At 61.3% G+C, this 16,011-nt stretch carries 17 protein-coding genes; 7 read left to right on the plus strand and 10 right to left on the minus strand.

Features of this window, described 5'->3' with window-relative positions; all coding sequences use genetic code 11:
- Positions 1 to 284: 284 nt before the first annotated feature.
- The gene (locus EOC83_RS12050; RefSeq protein ID WP_013532483.1) at positions 285 to 947 is read left to right on the plus strand and encodes an outer membrane protein; all 663 of its coding nucleotides are present in this window, start codon (positions 285 to 287) and stop codon (positions 945 to 947) included.
- Between the two features lie 95 nt (positions 948 to 1,042).
- On the opposite strand, the gene EOC83_RS12055 is transcribed toward EOC83_RS12050, so the two are convergent.
- Both EOC83_RS12055 and EOC83_RS12060 read right to left on the minus strand, forming a co-directional pair.
- Positions 1,043 to 1,639, minus strand: a complete 597-nt coding sequence (locus tag EOC83_RS12055) for a glutathione S-transferase family protein (protein ID WP_013532484.1) — start codon at positions 1,637 to 1,639, stop codon at positions 1,043 to 1,045.
- A gap of 403 nt (positions 1,640 to 2,042) precedes the next feature.
- Positions 2,043 to 2,510 carry a hypothetical protein gene (locus tag EOC83_RS12060; RefSeq protein WP_063167706.1) on the minus strand — a complete coding sequence of 156 codons (468 nt, stop codon included), beginning with the start codon at positions 2,508 to 2,510 and terminating at the stop codon, positions 2,043 to 2,045.
- Positions 2,511 to 3,084: 574 nt separating this feature from the next.
- Here EOC83_RS12060 and EOC83_RS12070 point away from each other — a divergent pair.
- Positions 3,085 to 3,396, plus strand: coding sequence for a transcriptional regulator (locus tag EOC83_RS12070; protein ID WP_013532486.1), 312 nt, complete (start codon positions 3,085 to 3,087; stop codon positions 3,394 to 3,396).
- Positions 3,397 to 3,417: 21 nt separating this feature from the next.
- Here the strand turns inward: EOC83_RS12070 and EOC83_RS12075 are convergent, their stop codons facing one another.
- The 7 genes from EOC83_RS12075 to EOC83_RS33560 all read right to left on the minus strand — a co-directional run bounded on the left by EOC83_RS12075 (position 3,418) and on the right by EOC83_RS33560 (position 8,196).
- Positions 3,418 to 4,032, minus strand: a complete 615-nt coding sequence (locus tag EOC83_RS12075; RefSeq protein ID WP_013532487.1) for a LysE family translocator — start codon at positions 4,030 to 4,032, stop codon at positions 3,418 to 3,420.
- 101 nt (positions 4,033 to 4,133) lie between these two features.
- The gene (locus EOC83_RS12080; RefSeq protein WP_013532488.1) at positions 4,134 to 4,970 is read right to left on the minus strand and encodes a DMT family transporter; all 837 of its coding nucleotides are present in this window, start codon (positions 4,968 to 4,970) and stop codon (positions 4,134 to 4,136) included.
- Positions 4,967 to 5,548, minus strand: a complete 582-nt coding sequence (locus tag EOC83_RS12085) for a TetR/AcrR family transcriptional regulator (RefSeq protein WP_013532489.1) — start codon at positions 5,546 to 5,548, stop codon at positions 4,967 to 4,969. Before EOC83_RS12085 ends, EOC83_RS12080 begins: the two co-directional genes overlap by 4 nt.
- 134 nt (positions 5,549 to 5,682) lie before the next feature.
- Positions 5,683 to 6,135 carry a hypothetical protein gene (locus tag EOC83_RS12090; RefSeq protein WP_013532490.1) on the minus strand — a complete coding sequence of 151 codons (453 nt, stop codon included), beginning with the start codon at positions 6,133 to 6,135 and terminating at the stop codon, positions 5,683 to 5,685.
- Between the two features lie 194 nt (positions 6,136 to 6,329).
- Complete coding sequence (locus tag EOC83_RS12095; protein WP_013532491.1) at positions 6,330 to 7,184, minus strand: 23S rRNA (adenine(2030)-N(6))-methyltransferase RlmJ; 855 nt, start codon at positions 7,182 to 7,184, stop codon at positions 6,330 to 6,332.
- A gap of 62 nt (positions 7,185 to 7,246) precedes the next feature.
- Positions 7,247 to 7,852 carry a hypothetical protein gene (locus EOC83_RS12100; RefSeq protein WP_013532492.1) on the minus strand — a complete coding sequence of 202 codons (606 nt, stop codon included), beginning with the start codon at positions 7,850 to 7,852 and terminating at the stop codon, positions 7,247 to 7,249.
- Between the two features lie 215 nt (positions 7,853 to 8,067).
- Positions 8,068 to 8,196, minus strand: a complete 129-nt coding sequence (locus EOC83_RS33560; protein ID WP_272482885.1) for a hypothetical protein — start codon at positions 8,194 to 8,196, stop codon at positions 8,068 to 8,070.
- Positions 8,197 to 8,562: 366 nt separating this feature from the next.
- Between EOC83_RS33560 and EOC83_RS12105 the strand changes: the two genes are divergently transcribed.
- Both EOC83_RS12105 and galE read left to right on the plus strand, forming a co-directional pair.
- Positions 8,563 to 9,600 carry a UDP-glucuronic acid decarboxylase family protein gene (locus EOC83_RS12105; protein ID WP_013532493.1) on the plus strand — a complete coding sequence of 346 codons (1,038 nt, stop codon included), beginning with the start codon at positions 8,563 to 8,565 and terminating at the stop codon, positions 9,598 to 9,600.
- On the plus strand, positions 9,597 to 10,676 hold the full coding sequence (galE, locus tag EOC83_RS12110) for a UDP-glucose 4-epimerase GalE (protein ID WP_013532494.1): 1,080 nt from the start codon (positions 9,597 to 9,599) through the stop codon (positions 10,674 to 10,676). Before EOC83_RS12105 ends, galE begins: the two co-directional genes overlap by 4 nt.
- 678 nt (positions 10,677 to 11,354) lie before the next feature.
- Here the strand turns inward: galE and EOC83_RS12120 are convergent.
- Positions 11,355 to 11,957 (minus strand): DUF995 domain-containing protein, encoded by a 603-nt coding sequence (locus EOC83_RS12120; protein WP_244514284.1) that lies wholly within the window; start codon positions 11,955 to 11,957, stop codon positions 11,355 to 11,357.
- 226 nt (positions 11,958 to 12,183) lie between these two features.
- Between EOC83_RS12120 and EOC83_RS12125 the strand changes: the two genes are divergently transcribed.
- From EOC83_RS12125 to EOC83_RS12135, 3 genes are all read left to right on the plus strand, one after another.
- Positions 12,184 to 13,812 (plus strand): glycosyltransferase family 39 protein, encoded by a 1,629-nt coding sequence (locus EOC83_RS12125; RefSeq protein ID WP_013532497.1) that lies wholly within the window; start codon positions 12,184 to 12,186, stop codon positions 13,810 to 13,812.
- A 184-nt stretch (positions 13,813 to 13,996) separates the two neighbouring features.
- Positions 13,997 to 14,923, plus strand: coding sequence for a lysylphosphatidylglycerol synthase transmembrane domain-containing protein (locus tag EOC83_RS12130; RefSeq protein WP_013532498.1), 927 nt, complete (start codon positions 13,997 to 13,999; stop codon positions 14,921 to 14,923).
- 44 nt (positions 14,924 to 14,967) lie between these two features.
- Positions 14,968 to 15,969, plus strand: a complete 1,002-nt coding sequence (locus tag EOC83_RS12135) for a glycosyltransferase family 2 protein (RefSeq protein WP_244514345.1) — start codon at positions 14,968 to 14,970, stop codon at positions 15,967 to 15,969.
- Positions 15,970 to 16,011: the final 42 nt, after the last annotated feature.

Consider the following 16,011-nt stretch of genomic DNA (forward strand, 5'->3'; position numbering starts at 1 on the left):
CTGGACTCAGGCGTGCCCGACCGCAATATAGGGTGCTGGAGTCCTTGCACCAAGCGGTGTGCAGCGCAGCACCGGATGGTTCCTGCCATTTCGCTGTTGCGAAGATGCAACGTCAAGGTTCTGCCTCATTTGCGCCGGGGAATGACCCAAGTTCAGGTTCGCTTCAGCCGCATTTTGACACGACATTTGGAACCGACGAACGCCAGATCCGTTTCCCCCCCGGACGGGTCGATGGCGATCGTGAGAAACAAGCCTGTGTCCTGTGGCTTAAGGAGTAAAGAACAATGCAAGCCAATCTCAAATTCGCACGGCCGCTGGCCGTTGCGCTCGGGCTCTTCGCCCTCAGCGGAACTGCCTATGCTGCTGACGTGGTTTCGGAAGAGCCGCCGGCACCTGCGCCGATCGCTGAACTTCCCGTCGCTTCGTGGGCCGGCCCCTACGCCGGTCTCAACGTCGGCTATGGCTTCAGCGGCCATACCAAGGAAAAGGATCTGGGTGTTGACAATGTTGACGTCGGCACCAAGGGCTTCGTCGGCAGCGTCTTCGGCGGCTATCAGTGGCAGCAAGAGAACTTCGTCTACGGCGCTGAAGCCGAACTCGGCTACAACGGCGTCAAGGGCGACGATTCTGGCGTCAATTCCAAGGCCGGCTTCGAGGGTTCGTTGCGAGCCCGTCTCGGCTATGCCGTGACCCCCGAAATCCTGCTCTATGGCACCGGCGGTCTCGCCGGAAGAAGCCTGAAGGTCGAAGACGACGTATACGGTTCGGACCGCGCCACGTTGCTCGGCTGGACCGCCGGTCTCGGCACCGACATCAAGCTGACCGACAATGTCTTCGGTCGTGTCGAGTATCGTTACACCGACTTCGGCAGCAAGAGCTTCGATGGCATCGGCAAGGTCAAGGCCACCGACAACCGCGTCACCTTCGGCGTCGGTATGAAGTTCTAAGTCGTTCAAGCCACGACACGAAAAAGCCGGGCCTCGCGCCCGGCTTTTTTTATGCTCGCGTGATTTCCGGGTAAATCTATTCGGGTAATGGGCGGTCAACCGGGAATGCAGGGCTTCAGTTCTGGAAACTTCTCGTCGAAGCGTGCCGCCCACCGCGTCAGCCGGGCGCGACCCTTCTCCCATTTCCCGGCAAAGCGCAGCGCGAGATAGCCAAGGCAGGCGCGCAGCGCCATCTGGCCGGCGGTGATCTTTTTCGGCAGCTTCGGCGGGTTGGCGTTGAGCAGGTCGAGTGCCGCCGTGATCTTCGCCCACTGGCGATCGAGCCAGGGCTGATAGACCATCTCCTCAGGCCGCGTGCGCCGTTCATAGACCATCGACAGCGCACAGTCGCAAATGCCGTCGGCCAATGCCTCCAGCACTTCTGCCTCGAGCCGCTTGTCGGGATTGCGTGGAAAAAGCGCGCTCTTCGACAAACGGTTGAGATGCTGGGTGATGGCGCGACTGTCATGGATGGAGCGACCGTCGTCGAGCACCAGAACCGGAATCTTGCCGAGCGGGTTGGCGATCATCAAGTCGGCCGGCTTCTCCTCGGTCTTGATCGGCACCAGATCGACAGCGATGCCGGCATAGGCTGCCGCCATTCGTACCTTGGAACTGTAGGGAGAAGACGACGCATAGAGCAGTCTGGGCATGATCCGTTTCCTGTTTTGCAGGCCGGCAGTGTTGACCGATCGGGCGCGATCGGGCAATGGCCAGAAGCGGAAAACCCAGCCGCCAGAGCGACGCAGCGGCCAGGGCCGTTTAGCGAGCGCTCCATGAAGACGGTGCTTCATCACCATGGTTGCCGGGATCGCGCGAAGCCGCCAGCCGACTGGCAAGACCGACGAGCCTCGCGCCGATGTTTCATCACCCGCATGAATGACACGAAAAAAGCCCCACCGGACTCCGCCCTATGGCGAAGTCCTGGGAGCTGCGAAAAGATATCCTCCGTCCGCCTCTGTTCTCGCCTTCCGACTGCCTAAACAACGAGCGGGGCGCCCTGTGAGGCACCCGCCCTTGACTGTTTCGGCACCGCCCCCGGCGAGGGAAGCGCGACTACTTCTTGCCGGCCTTCGCGGGCGCTGCCTTCGGCTTGGCCGCAGGTGCCGCTTTCTTCACCGGCGCTGAAGATTTCGCTGCCGCAGCCTTCTTTGCCGGAGCAGCCTTGGCAGCCGGCTTCTTGGCTGGTGCAGCCTTGGCAGCCGGTTTCTTGGCAGGTGCTGCTGCCTTCTTCGCTGCGGGTTTCGCCGCAGCTTTCGCTGCAGGCTTCTTGGCCGGTGCCGCCTTGGCAGCCGGCTTTGCCGCTGCCTTGGCGGGTGCCGCCTTCTTCACTGCCGGTTTCGCCGCAGCTTTCGCTGCCGGCTTCTTGGCCGGTGCTGCTTTTGCCTTGGCCGCCGCGGCCTTCGGCTTGGCAGCGGGTGCTGCTTTCTTCACTGCAGCTGCGACCTTTGCCGTCGCTGCTTTTGCGGGTGCTTTCTTTGCCGGTGCCTTGGACGCCGGCGCTTTGGATGACTGCTTAGCCATGCGATGCCCCTTCCTTTGTGCCGACGGCCGTAATGACCCGGCGCGCTCATGCATATCTGACTCGCGGCTTGCTAGCCAGCGAAGCAATAGACTGATTTTCGCAGCTTAAATTTCGGTTACGATCGGCACATGATCGTGCTGATCGTCGCAGAAATTCACTTCTGATCTTCGACCATTGGCTAGAATGTGTCGCCGACATTCTCCACACTCCGCGGAAGCGCTCCTCTCGTGAAGCTCCGAAGATCAGCGAGCAGCTTTGCGTGTCGATCGTCGGTCGCCGATATCATGACCGCTGCCTCATCGGTGCGATCATCTCGTGCAGGCGGACGATCTATACTGCAATGCGACAGCCGATCGGTGCATCGTCTTGTCAAGCACGAACGCAGATCGGCCTGCTCGTGAATTGACAGATAACTCTACATGGCAGAGTATTCTGTACAGCATGCTGGAGCATTTCAATGTCGATCGCACAGGAGCAAGCGGCGCTGTCGCCGTTCGAGATTGCCAAGACGGTCCGCCACGGCGGCAGCATGGTTGTCGGCGGCCTCCGGCTTGGCTGCGCCGGAGCCAATCGATGAGTGCCGACGAAATCATCCACCAGAGCACTCGGCTCAGGATCATGGCGGCGCTGAGCATGCTGGAAAGGCGGCAAACGCTGGATTTCACCGGGCTGAAAGCCATCGTGGACGTCACCGACGGCAATCTCGGTGCGCATCTCGATACGCTGGCCAGGGCTGGTTATGTCGACATCGAAAAGCTGTTCGTCGGCCGCCGGCCGCAGACGCGCGTCAGGGCGACGACGAGCGGACGGCGCGCGTTCCGCGGCCATGCCGCATTCCTGCGCAAGATCCTCGATCAGGCCGAGGCGGCGGCGCGCAGGAAATAGCGTGATGACTGGGCAATCCGCTCAGCGCGCGGCAACAACGGCAACGCCGGCGCCGATCATCACACCGCCCGCCGCGCGGTTCACCCGGCGTACGATCCTTGGTGTGCGCAACAGGCTGCGGGCGCGACCGGCGAGGACGACATGACCGCCGATCACCACGACCTCGACGGCCACGATCACCATCATCAGCACACCGAGATGACCTGCGTCGAGCGATGCGCCGACGACGCTAGGCAACAGCGCAATGTAGAACAACGGCATTTTCGGATTGCCAAGATTGAGCGCGATGCCGGTGGCAAAAATCATCAACAGCCCTCGCCGTCCTGAGATGGGCTGCAGTTCGGGAATGACGGGCGCCGCCATCCACAGCCTGATGCCCGTCCAGACCAGATAGGCCGCTCCACCATAGCGAAGCACCGTCATGACGATCGCCATCTTGGCGGCGACGATCGACAGGCCGAAGGCGGCGAGGATCAGGAAGATGAGGATGCCGACCACGGTGCCGGCACCGTAGGCGATGCCCGACGCGGCGCCATTGGAGATTGTGCGCGCGACGATCGTCATGTTGTCCGGACCCGGGCTGGCAGCGAACACGAAGAAGGCGGCCGCAAAGGCAAGCGAGGTCGCGAGATCCATGAAAACTCCCGAGGGTAATGCCGCTCTCGGGAGTCCAGACTAGCCGGTTTACCTGTCGGCGCCATCAGGAAAATCGAGAAACTGCGCGATGCGCATTTCCGTCACGGCTGATAGCCGAGGCAGATGGCGCCGAGCGCGACGATGGCGCAGGCGCCGACCCGCCGCGGCGTCAGCACCTCGCCGAGGAACAGACGTCCGATGAAGGCCGCGAAGACGACGCTGGTTTCGCGGATCGCGGTGATCGGACCGGCCGGTCCGAGCGCGAAGGCCGCGACCACGACACCGTAGGCCAGAAGTGCAAACAGGCCGCCGCCCAGCGCCTTCCAGGTTTCCGGCGCACCCAGGTCGACTGTGAGCCGGCCACGGCAGGCGACGAAGGCCGCCGGCAGCAACGCGCCGTAGATCACCAGCACCCATGCGGTATAGGCACCGGCGTTTCCCGCCGCCCGAACGCCGAGCGCATCGACCGTCGCATAGGCGGCGATGATCGCTCCCGTTGCCAGCGCATAGAGTATCGATGTCGTGGCGGCCCTGCCCCTTCCGAGAGAAAGGCCCATGATGCCGCCCGCGACCAGCGCGACACCGATGGTCTGCGGCAGAGTGAGCTGCTGGTTGGCCAGGAAGAACTCGCCGAGCGTGACGAGCAGCGGCACGCTGCCGCGAACGATCGGATAGACCTGTCCCAGCTCGCCATATCTGTAGGCGGCCACCAGAAACAAACTGTAGCCAACCTGCAGGCAGGCCGAGAGCACAATGTAGGACCAGGCCGGCGCGGCCGGAAGGGCGTGGAAGAAGGCTAAGGGGATGGCGAGCGCCGTACTGGAAAAGCTCATGACGGTGACGGTCCACAACCTGTCGGCCCCCGTGCGCAGGAACGCGTTCCAGGTTGCGTGCAGGATCGCCGCAAACAATGCGAGCCCGATGACCAGCGGGCTCATTGGGACTTACGCGAAGCAGCGACGATGCCCATGGCCGCCTTGCGGGCGTCGCGAATGGCGGCGTCGGCCGGCCCCATCTGCGCCAGCAAGGTCGCACCTTCGATCAGCATAAGCAGTGTCGCCGCCACGCTTTCGGCGCGGCCGCGCGGCATCATCTCTTCGAGGATAGACCGCATGCGCCGCTTGAGGCCGTTCTTCTGCCTGACAACGGCCTTGAAAACCGGATGCCCGGGATCGCCGAACTCGGCCAATGCATGTGCGAACAGACAGCCATGGAAATCGGCGCTGCGGAACCAGAGTGCATGCCAGTCAAAAATCCTTCCGATTTTCTGTTCCGGCGGAATGCCCTCCTGGGCGAGCCGGTCGAGCTGGCGGTCGAAACGCATAGCGCGATAGTCGAGCACCTCGACGATCAATTCGTCCTTGCTGGGGAAGTGGCGATACATCGTCATCTTGGCCACATCGGCTTCGGCGATGATCCGGTCGATACCCGTCGCATGGAAGCCGGCGCGCTTGAACAGCACGTAGGCCGTTTCAACGACGTGCTGGCGCTTATCGGAAACGGGCGATGGTGTCATGGCGCATACCGAGTGGTGAGACAGGTCTGTCTCATACATATGCGACGGATCGCGCCAGCTGTCAACGCGGCACGAAAAACGCCTGCAGCCGATCAAGCCACAGGCGCGAAAGAGATTGGAAGGGGAAACCGGGTTTAGCGCAGAATGCGGCAGCGGCCGTTGTAGACCATCCAGCGGTCGAAGCCCGAGACGCAGAATTCGACATTGTCGCCGATCGAGGCAAAGCCCTGGCCTTCCTCGATCAGGTACCAGATGGTGCGATCGCGGCCGTCGGACAGGCTGACGGTGGCCCCGCAATAACGGCGACCGATCGGCCAGGTATCGTCGGCCGCCAGATAGCGATGCTGGTGAATGCGCCGGAAATCGGTGATCTGCACATCCGGCAGATGCGGCACGTGATGCACCTGATAGGAAAAGCGGCTGGTGATCTTGTTCAGTACCCAAGGCTGACCGCAGACCCCGCTGTCTTCATCGGAATAGACCGTAAGATCGGCGGCCTGCACGGTCTGGGTGATACCGAGAGGCGCGGCAAGCGGGGTGCAGAGCGAAATCAGGGCGGCAAGAGCGGATTTGGCGAAGCGAGTCATGGCAGCCTCTCAAGGTCGATTGTGCGCACTGTGCGGATTCGCTCGGCGGCGGTCAAGCGGTTGCGTTGACAATGGTTTCCCAGTTTGAAACTGCTTTTTGACCAAAGCCGAATTTACACGGCACCGGAATGGCTCTGGCACGTTCATGCCCGGATCCAAAAGAGCGCGGGTCCCGGGTCGTCAATGAGCCCGCCTCAAGCCTGCTCGCCGGCCAGCCATTCCAACGACCAGTGCGCCGGCCGCCCCACCGCAAGCAGCCTGTGCAGGGCCGGCAGCAGCGTCCGCAACTCGCCCTCCAGCGTGAACGGCGGATTGACCACCAGCAGACCGCTGCCGTCGAGGCTGGGTTCCGAAGAGGCCGGCCTGATCTCGAATTCGATGTCGAGCAGCTTCGGGATGCCCGATTGCTTCAGCGCCTTGCGGAAAGCGATGATCGCCTTGCGGTCCTTGATCGGATACCAGAGCGCGTAGATGCCGCCTGGCCAGCGCTTGTGCGCCCTTATGAGCCCGTCGACGAGGCGATCGAACTCACCCGCTTCCTCGAATGGCGGATCGATGAGAACAAGGCCGCGCTTCTCCTTCGGCGGCAGATGGGCGCCGAGCGCCAGCCAGCCATCGAGTTCGATGATCCGGGCCTGGAAATCGCCGGCAAAGAACGTCCTCAGCCTCGCGGCATCCTTGGGGTGCAGCTCGATCGCGGTCAGCCTGTCCTGCTTGCGCATGAGATGGCGCGCAATCAACGGCGAGCCCGGGTATTTCTGGATGCCACCCTCAGGGTTGAGCGACCGTATTGTCTCCAGATAAGGCGCGAGCAGTGCTGCCACCGGCGCGGCAAACGGGGCATCGATCAGCCTGCCGATGCCGCCTTGCCACTCACCCGTCTTCTGCGCTTCGGCCGACGACAGATCGTAGCGGCCAATGCCGGCATGGGTGTCGACGACCCGAAACGCCTTGTCCTTCTGCTTCAGATACTCGAGCAAGCGCGTCAGCACGACATGCTTGACGACGTCGGCGAAATTCCCGGCATGGTAGGCGTGGCGGTAGTTCATCGTTTTGTGCCGTTATGCATGTCGTTGTCCCAAAACCGCTGCACACTTTTGGGCGACATGCATCAGCCCCTGCCCCAGCGCGGCGGTGGCGGCTGAGAGTTCGGATTTTCCGGCCGACCGCCTCGAGTGCGCAAGGTCAGCAAAAATCCGATCAGGCCGATCGCCATCAGCGCGAAGCCGACCGGCCGTGCACGGCTGTCGATCTCGCCTGCGCCGGAGCGCAGGATGAGATCGACAGCCCGCATCGGTATGTCGTCGGCATCACCCGGTCCGACGGTGAAGACGTAGGGACCCGGGCTGACGGTCGCGATGACGCCGGCCTCGTCGCGAAAGATCTTGTCGGGCAGTTGCGGGCTGGCCTGGCGAGGATTGTCGGAATGGTTGAACTGCAGCGTCGAGGCGAGCACCGTGCGGCCATTGCTGGCGGCGGTCAGCGTCAGCACGGTGCGCTGCTGCGAGACGATGCGCTCGGCTCTTGCGGTCAGGTCGACCAGCACCCGCACCGGCGCATCGCGGCCGGAGAGCGGCACCGTCAGCGGCTTGAAACGGCCTTGCTCATAGACCCGCCAGGTGCCGATCTCGTGCCCGGAGAAATTGCTCATCGCCCAGGGATAGATGACACCGACGCCGGCGCCGACAAGCAGGATCAGGACAAACAGAAAGCGCATTCACATCACCATGGCGTATCGTGACCTTGCCAATAGCGCCCCGACGGCCAAAAGGCGATGGCCAGTTGCGGCAGCCACCCTGGAGGTGGACCGTACGGGGTGCGAGCGCAACCAGATTGGCGGCGTGGCTGCGCAACAATGCCGATAACGTTCTACCTATGCGCTCAAAAATTAAGCCGTGTATTTCGCGCGCCGCGCTGAACATTGCTGTCGGCTCATTCTTGGCCGTTCTTGCTGTCAGGTTTTGATTCTACCTCAAGGAACAGCTTGGCGCGTCCGGCAACATATTGACGTCGATCGAGCCAATATGCTGATTCATAAACAGGATTTGCCTTGTGCGCCATGCTTCGGTCCGAGAGGCCGTAGCCGCTTTCATGATTAACCATTCGCGAGCGCATTTGGTTAAGGAATTGCTAATTTGGTTGACTATAATTTCCACAGGTATATTTTCGATGCGTTGGGATGTGCAATTTGGGCGAGCAATCGATGGTGACACCGGGCGTGTGATCGCGATTTCGGGGCGCGGAGAATGCTGAGCGGCAGCACGGAGGTTGTGTAGTCGCACCAGCTTCGCGAAAGCCAAGAACAATTGACGCACATCAGTGATGGCGCTTCCGCAGATGCGGAGGTTTGCCACGTTCTCAGGAACGTGGCCGGGCGATGCTTTGTCCCGGCCCGGCGGTAGCGTGTTCGGTGCGTATGAGGAAAGCATGACTAAGCTTGTCAAGGTTCTGAAACTGGAATCCGGCAGCCAAAAGGACGCCAGCCAAAGCCGACGACGCGCCCTTGTCGCCGGAGGAGCGGGATTTTTAGGTTCGCATCTGTGCGAACGTCTTTTGCGGGACGGATACGACGTTGTCGCGCTGGACAATTTCCACACCGGCAAAAGATACAATCTCAATGCCCTTCAGCGCAATCCGAGCTTCAGCTGCATCGAGCACGACATCGTCGATGCACTGCCTTCGGACCTTCAGTGCGACGAGATCTACAATCTCGCCTGCCCAGCCTCTCCGCCGCACTACCAGGCAGATCCGATCCACACCTTCAAGACAAGCGTGCTTGGCTCGCTGAACCTTCTGGAACTCGCGCGACAGAACAAGGCCAAGATATTCCAGGCCTCGACGTCCGAAGTCTATGGCGATCCCTTCGTGCATCCACAGCCCGAGAGCTACTTCGGCAACGTCAATACGCACGGGCCGCGCTCCTGCTACGATGAAGGCAAGCGCTCGGCCGAAACCCTGTTCTTCGATTATTCGAGAACCTATGGTCTCGATATTCGTGTCGCCCGCATTTTCAACACCTACGGTCGCCGCATGCAGCCCGACGATGGACGTGTGGTTTCGAACTTCATCGTCCAGGCGCTGCGCGGCGAGGACCTGACCGTCTATGGCAGCGGCCAGCAGACGCGCTCCTTCTGCTATGCCGACGACCTGATCGAGGGCTTTATCCGGCTGATGAATGCGCCGAACGCGCCCGCCCACCCGGTCAATCTCGGCAACCCTGCCGAATTCACCATCATGGAACTGGCGACGCTGGTCGTCGATTACACCAACGCCCGATCGAAGATCGTGCATCGGCCGCTGCCCGTCGACGATCCCAGGCAACGCAAGCCGGACATCTCCTTTGCCAGGGCCAATCTCGGCTGGGAGCCGAAAATCAGCTTGAGCCAGGGGCTCGCGCGTACCGTCGAGTATTTTGATACCCTGCTCTACGGAAGTCACATCGCCAGAGGAGCTGCTGCTTCATGAGCCGGCCGGCGGTCCTGGTGACGGGTGGAGCCGGCTTCATCGGCAGCCACACCTGCAAGCAGTTGGCCGCCGCCGGCTACATGCCGGTGGTTTTCGACAATCTGAGCCGCGGCAATGAGAGATCCGTCGCCTGGGGGCCGCTTGTCGTCGGCGATATCCGGGATCGGGATGCACTGCGGCGGGCGATGGAAACGCACCGGCCGACGGCCGTGATCCATTTTGCTGCGCTGGCCTATGTCGGAGAGTCCGTTCGCGAGCCGGCCGAATATTATTCGACCAATGTGACAGGCACCATCGCGGTGCTCGATGCCGCACGCGCGAGTTCGATCGAAAACATCATCTTCTCCAGCAGCTGTGCGACCTACGGCGTGCCGGAGGCGTTGCCGGTTCGCGAGACCTCCTCGCAAAATCCGATCAGCCCCTATGGGCGCACCAAGCTGATGGGTGAACAGATCATCGGCGACTATGCGTCCGCGTACGGAATGAAATTTGCGATCCTGCGCTATTTCAACGCTTGTGGCGCCGATCCCGATGGCGAGCTCGGTGAGTGGCATTCGCCGGAAACCCATCTGGTTCCCAGAGTGCTCATGGCCGCATCGGGCATCATCGACGCGATCGAGGTTTTCGGCACCGACTACGACACGTCGGACGGCACTTGCGTAAGGGATTATATCCACGTCACCGATCTGGCCCGCGCCCACCTGAAAGCGCTCATGCATATCGAGGGTGGCGGGCGAAGCCTTGCGGTCAATCTCGGCACAGGGCGGGGCGTCTCCATCAAGGAGATTGTCAAGGCGGTCGGCCGAATCACGTCGAGGCCGGTTCCGGCAGTGTTCAGGAGCCGACGCGCCGGAGATCCGGCGGAGCTCTACGCCGACCCGGGAAGCGCACGCGAACATCTTGGCTTTGTGCCGGAGCTTTCAGACATCGATACGATTGTCAGGACGGCCGCTCCCTTTTTCGGACTGAAGACCAGGCCCATGAAACTGCCGCCAGTGAGGGCGGCAGCGCCGGTCGTCGCCCGACGGGTCAGAGATAGCGGGGGTGACAGTTCGCGCGCTGGCCAAATCCGCTAGGGCTGCAGATATAAGGCGAGCCGCCCGAGAACGTGCTGCCATCGCCCGGATTGAACGAGATGTTCACCGGCGCCGGCGTGCTGGCTTTGATCCGTTGCGGCGGTGCAAAGGCGTAGGCACTTTCGGTCCCTATTGTGCTTGTCATCTGGATCGGAAGGTCGGCCCGGAGCGAGCGCACGAGAAATCTGGCCTGCACGGGCTGGACCGAGGGCTGACTGCGGACCGGGTGGACGATGGGCCTGATAAGGACCGAACCGGTTTCAGTTGCGTCCATACCTTGACAACCTGCAACCATAGAGCTCAGCGCCACAGCCGCGGCAATAGATACGACATTCTTGCTTGAGCGAAATACGCTCGCGGAATTTCTCATCCTCTGTCCCTTGCTATCAAGTATAAGCCAGGGGCGCATTGCGACATACTATACTTGGGCCGCTTCCACGCCGCATGAGTGACCACTCGCACATCACACGTTATATTAGATATCACTAATTATTAAATTTCATCAAAACCGTATGGCAGGCCATCGTCTTGTCGTCCAGGCGATGCAGTTGAATGCGACTAAATGCGCTCGGCGCGCCGAGCGCCTGCCGAGCCACTCAACCATAAGCGATTCGCGGGTTCCACGACAGGCGCACGGGAAGAACAGCCCGGCCATCTCAGCGCGGCCGGAAGCGCGGCCTACTTTTTGGCATCGACCAGCTTGCGGGTCACTTCGAACTGCGCGCCCTTGGTGTCGCCTGCTTCGAATTTCTTGTATTCGTCGGAAGGATCCTCGGGAGATCGCTTGAAACCGTACCATTCCCCGTCCGGATCCTTGCGTTGCTCGATATTCAGGCCCTGAATGCGGTGGCTGTAGCAGGTGCGGTGCTGCTCGCCGGTGTAACCTTTCGATCGCCAGGCGAGCTCCATGCACATCTTGCCATCCTTGGTCACCAGCCATCTACCCTCCGCGACAGACGTGGTGTCCTGCCCGGACGTCCAGGCCTGGAGACGTCGATTGTCCTGCGCGAAAAAGGCCGCGCCGTTTTTCCATATCCATGTGCGGTCGGCATAAAGAAGCTGCAGCTCGTAGGCAGTTGGAGCCGGTGCGATGACCGTTCCCGCTGGTCTGCCGTCTTTGGCGGCAGCCGCATGCGCCGTTCCCGAAAGCGCCGTCTGGCCGCAGAGGGCCAGGAGAAACATGAGTTGCATACAAGTTGCGAACCGACAATGTTTGCGTCGACCGTCGACACCATGCGGTGGCAATCCGGTCAGAGCTGTCAGTACAATTGGCGTTCGCATGCCCGTTTTGCCCAAGGTAGCACTATCATCGCTCTGACAGCCGTATGAACTATTTAACAGTCGCGAGAACGGTGATGTCAACCTTTGCGAGCGGACGGACAACAACCGTTCCAGATGTGCGCATCCCGCTGTCGTCAAAATTAAGAAATGTGTCATATGCTCTGCCAACTCTGACAATCGCACTCAAAAGCAACATCCGCAGACGTCAGGGAGGACGCGGTTTCAAATGGCGGGCGACCCGGAATTGAACCAGGCCGAAGGTCAGCAATACCGGCAGCAGTCGACCGTCCGGGAAACGACTGCTCGCAACACCGTGAGCCCCAACATGGCGATCTTGCTGGGGATACTGTTCATTGCGATCCTGTTCAGGTTCCACAACATAACCTTGCCGCTGGTCGATGCCTTCAGCTGGCGCGAAACAAGTACCGCGATGATGGCCGACAATTTCCAGCAGCGCAGCTGGAACATCTTCTTCCCCGAGGTCAGCTGGACCGGGCCCGGGCCAAGCTATCAGGGCCGCGAGTTCCAGATCGTCAGCTATCTGACCGCCATACTCTACCAACTCTTTGGCTGGCACGACTGGTTCGGCCGCATGATTGCGGCCCTTTTCGGCTTGGTGACGGTGTTTTCACTGCACAGATTAACGGCGCTATGCTGGGGCGAGACGCACGCCCACGCCGCGGCACTTGCCTATGCGCTGATGCCGGCGGCGATCATGATCGACAGCTCGTTTCTTCCCGACCCCTCGATGCTGGCTCTGGTAACCTTGGGCGTCTGGCTTTTCACGAAATACTGGACGGGAGGCAGCGCGTGGCTGCTCCCTTTCGCCACAGCCAGCTTTTCCCTCGGTGTGCTTGCAAAACCACCGGGTTTGGCTGCTGGAGGCGTCATATTCTATCTGATGGTTTGCTGGCTTTTGCAAAATCGGCGAAAGCATGCGGCCAAAGTATTCATAAGCGGACTGGTCAGCCTGTTCGTCATCGGCGCCTACTACAGCTGGGCCATTTATCTCGGGCGAACCTATCCGCCCTTTCATGTCGCGGGCAGCGGATACATCTGGGATTCTGGATTCTGGACGTTTTTCAGCAACGATTTCTATTTCAAATCTGTTTGGAACACGTCGGTCTGGTGGTTTTATGGCTATCCGTTCATGATTTTGATGGCGGTCGGATTCTGGATACCGCCCCAGCCAGTCGCGGAATCGAAAGAACGCGCTCTTTCGGCCATACCTTTCATATGGCTTGCAGCGGCCTCTGTTGTTTATCTCGCTGCGGCACGTGAGATCACGACCAATCCATGGAACTATCATATATTCCATGTGCCATTTGCGATGTTTTGCGGCCGTGGCGCGGTCGTCCTGGCGACGCTTGGAGCCAAAACCGTTCCGTCTCCTGGGATAATTCTGCGGTCGATTTGCATCGTGGCCGCTATGCTTGTCTGGTCGACTTTTCCCCTCGTCCGGACGATGAAGGCGCCCTTCGCCATGAATGGAAAGTTGCTTGGCGACGAGCTGGCGCGCAGGGCCCAACCTGGCGATCTTGTCGTGGCCATCGCTCCGGAGGTGGGAGATCCCGTCGCAGTCTATTACAGCAGGGCGCGCGGGTGGGTGTTTCCGCCTGGTGGCGGCGACGTGGAGTGGTCCAGGTTCGTCGAGGACGATGCCATCGCGATAGCACAGCTTGAGGAACTTCGCACGCAAGGCGCGGATTGGTTCGGCGTGGCAAAGGATGCCGAAGACAGTCAGAAACGGCCGTTCATCGAGCATCATGACGGGGTGATCGACTATCTCAACAAGATCGGGACCAAGCGGCTGGATTCGGACAACCTCCTGATTTATGAAATCAGCCGGCCTTGATCTGGTCAGGCCGTTGGGCTTATGGGCTGGGGATCAGGCAAACGTTGGAAATCCGGCGACGGTCAGCGACCTTGCCGACCCGCCCTCGCCTGCCCAACGCAGCAAGCTAAGCGAGACAAGCCGGCCAGCAAGGTCAAATATCTCTACGGCTGGCGGAATTCGACGGTTGCGACCGGAGGAATTGTTGAAACGAGCGATTTCGATCATTGTGACGCTGGCCCTGCTGGCCTGGCTCGCCAGCGACTCGCGCTGGCGCATGGTCGGCGACGCCTTTGCCCGCATCACGCCCGGCACCTTCGCCGTGGCGACGATCGCGTTCTTCGCCACCTATGTCTTGCGTGCGCTGCGCGTCTGCGACGAGTTCCGCGACGAGGTGCATGGCCGCTTCGGCGCCTGCCTGCGCGTCATTCTGATCCACAATGCGATGATCAACGTCGTGCCCTTTCGCGGCGGCGAGACGGCCTTTCCCCTGCTCCTGCGCCAGGTCTTCGGCATACCGATCATGCGCGCCAGCGCCTCACTGCTGTGGTTCAGACTGCAGGACGCTTTCGTCGTCGGCGTGCTCGCCCTGGCGGTGTGGCCGGGCCTGCATCCGGCGATTAGGATTGCGGGCGGGGCCGTCTTGATCGTCGCCGCCTGGTACCTGCCGCGCTGGGCGCGTGCACCGCATGACTGGGCCGGCCGCGGCAAGATCGTGGCGAAGCTCGGCAAGCTCCGAGATGTGTTCACCGAAGCAACCGGACGCTCGCGCTATGGCTGGTGGTGGACGATCGCGAACTGGTCGCTGAAGCTCACTGTGCAGGGATGGTTGTTGGCAATGCTGCTGGGGACATCCTTTTCGACCGCCTTTCCAGGCGTCGTTGGGGCCGAAGGAGCCGCCATACTGCCGGTGCAAGGCGTCGCCGGCTTCGGCACCTATGAAGCGGGAGCAGCGGCGGCGCTGCTCACCTCCGGAATCACGATGAAGAATGGCTTGCAGGCGGCGCTGGCGCTGCACCTGTTCATCTTCTGCTCGGCAATCGCCACGGGTGCGATCGCCTGGCTGTTTCCCTCGAAATCGACGCTGCCGGGAAATCCGGCTGTCGGACCTGCAAGGAAGCCATCCCAATGAACGTATTGCCCATCCCTGCTTCGGGACTGCCTGACGGCGCGGTAATGCCGAACCATACGCTGTCCATCGTCGTCCCCATGTACAACGAGGCCGAAAACGTCGAGCCGCTGCTGGCACGGATCCACCAGGCGATGGAACGCTACGACCAGCCCTGGGAGGTCGTGCTGGTCGATGACGGCAGCACCGACGCGACGGTGAGCGAGATCAGGCGCCTTGCAGCGCATTACGGCTCGCATGTGCATGCGGTCGAACTGGTGCGCAACTACAAGCAGACCGCCGCGATGCAGGCCGGCATCGACGCGGCGCGCGGCGACGTCATCGCCACGATCGACGGCGACCTGCAAAATGATCCCTACGACATCCCCCGCATGGTCTATCGCCTGCTGAGCGAGGATCTCGACCTGGTGGTCGGCTGGCGTAAGGACCGCCAGGAAGGTTTTTTCATGCGCAGGCTGCCCTCGCGCATCGCCAACGCGCTGATCGCGCGCGTCACCGGCGTGCGCCTCAAGGATTATGGCTGCAGCCTCAAGGTCTATCGCGGCAACGTCATCCGCAGCGTCAAGCTCTATGGCGAGATGCACCGCTTCATCCCGGCATGGCTGGCCACGGTGACGACCCCCAGACGCATCGCGCAGGAGGTGGTGACGCACCATGCCCGCATCCACGGCCAGTCCAAATACGGCATTTCGCGCACCTTCAGGGTCGTGCTCGATCTGGTGTTCATGTACTTCTTCATGCGCTATCGCACACGGCCGGGACATTTCTTCGGCGGCATCGGCATCGTGCTTGGCGCGCTGGGTTCGCTGATCCTTGCCTACCTGCTTTGCCTGAAGCTGTTTTTCGCCGAAGACATCGGAACACGCCCGATGCTGTTCACCGGCTTCTTCATGCTCATCGCCGGGGTGCAGATGGTGACGTCGGGCGTGCTGGCGGAAATGCTGGCACGCGTCTATCACGAGGCGAACGGAGCATCGGCCTATGTCGCGCGGCCACGGCCGCCGGGCGGCGACAATGACGGCTGGCACGCCCCGGGCCGAGCATCGTGACCTGATCGGAATGCCACGGAGGTCCGCGCCTAACGAACGCAT

This window comes from Mesorhizobium sp. Primo-A, assembly GCF_003997175.1.
Lineage (GTDB): Bacteria > Pseudomonadota > Alphaproteobacteria > Rhizobiales > Rhizobiaceae > Mesorhizobium > Mesorhizobium ciceri.

Coding starts and splice junctions, on each gene's coding strand:
- EOC83_RS12050 (WP_013532483.1), top strand. CDS start 285: ATGCAAGCCAATCTCAAATTCGCACGGCCGCTGGCCGTTGCGCTCGGG.
- EOC83_RS12055 (WP_013532484.1), bottom strand. CDS start 1,639: ATGCCCAGACTGCTCTATGCGTCGTCTTCTCCCTACAGTTCCAAGGTA.
- EOC83_RS12060 (WP_063167706.1), bottom strand. CDS start 2,510: ATGGCTAAGCAGTCATCCAAAGCGCCGGCGTCCAAGGCACCGGCAAAG.
- EOC83_RS12070 (WP_013532486.1), top strand. CDS start 3,085: ATGAGTGCCGACGAAATCATCCACCAGAGCACTCGGCTCAGGATCATG.
- EOC83_RS12075 (WP_013532487.1), bottom strand. CDS start 4,032: ATGGATCTCGCGACCTCGCTTGCCTTTGCGGCCGCCTTCTTCGTGTTC.
- EOC83_RS12080 (WP_013532488.1), bottom strand. CDS start 4,970: ATGAGCCCGCTGGTCATCGGGCTCGCATTGTTTGCGGCGATCCTGCAC.
- EOC83_RS12085 (WP_013532489.1), bottom strand. CDS start 5,548: ATGACACCATCGCCCGTTTCCGATAAGCGCCAGCACGTCGTTGAAACG.
- EOC83_RS12090 (WP_013532490.1), bottom strand. CDS start 6,135: ATGACTCGCTTCGCCAAATCCGCTCTTGCCGCCCTGATTTCGCTCTGC.
- EOC83_RS12095 (WP_013532491.1), bottom strand. CDS start 7,184: ATGAACTACCGCCACGCCTACCATGCCGGGAATTTCGCCGACGTCGTC.
- EOC83_RS12100 (WP_013532492.1), bottom strand. CDS start 7,852: ATGCGCTTTCTGTTTGTCCTGATCCTGCTTGTCGGCGCCGGCGTCGGT.
- EOC83_RS33560 (WP_272482885.1), bottom strand. CDS start 8,196: ATGGCGCACAAGGCAAATCCTGTTTATGAATCAGCATATTGGCTCGAT.
- EOC83_RS12105 (WP_013532493.1), top strand. CDS start 8,563: ATGACTAAGCTTGTCAAGGTTCTGAAACTGGAATCCGGCAGCCAAAAG.
- galE (WP_013532494.1), top strand. CDS start 9,597: ATGAGCCGGCCGGCGGTCCTGGTGACGGGTGGAGCCGGCTTCATCGGC.
- EOC83_RS12120 (WP_244514284.1), bottom strand. CDS start 11,957: ATGCGAACGCCAATTGTACTGACAGCTCTGACCGGATTGCCACCGCAT.
- EOC83_RS12125 (WP_013532497.1), top strand. CDS start 12,184: ATGGCGGGCGACCCGGAATTGAACCAGGCCGAAGGTCAGCAATACCGG.
- EOC83_RS12135 (WP_244514345.1), top strand. CDS start 14,968: ATGCCGAACCATACGCTGTCCATCGTCGTCCCCATGTACAACGAGGCC.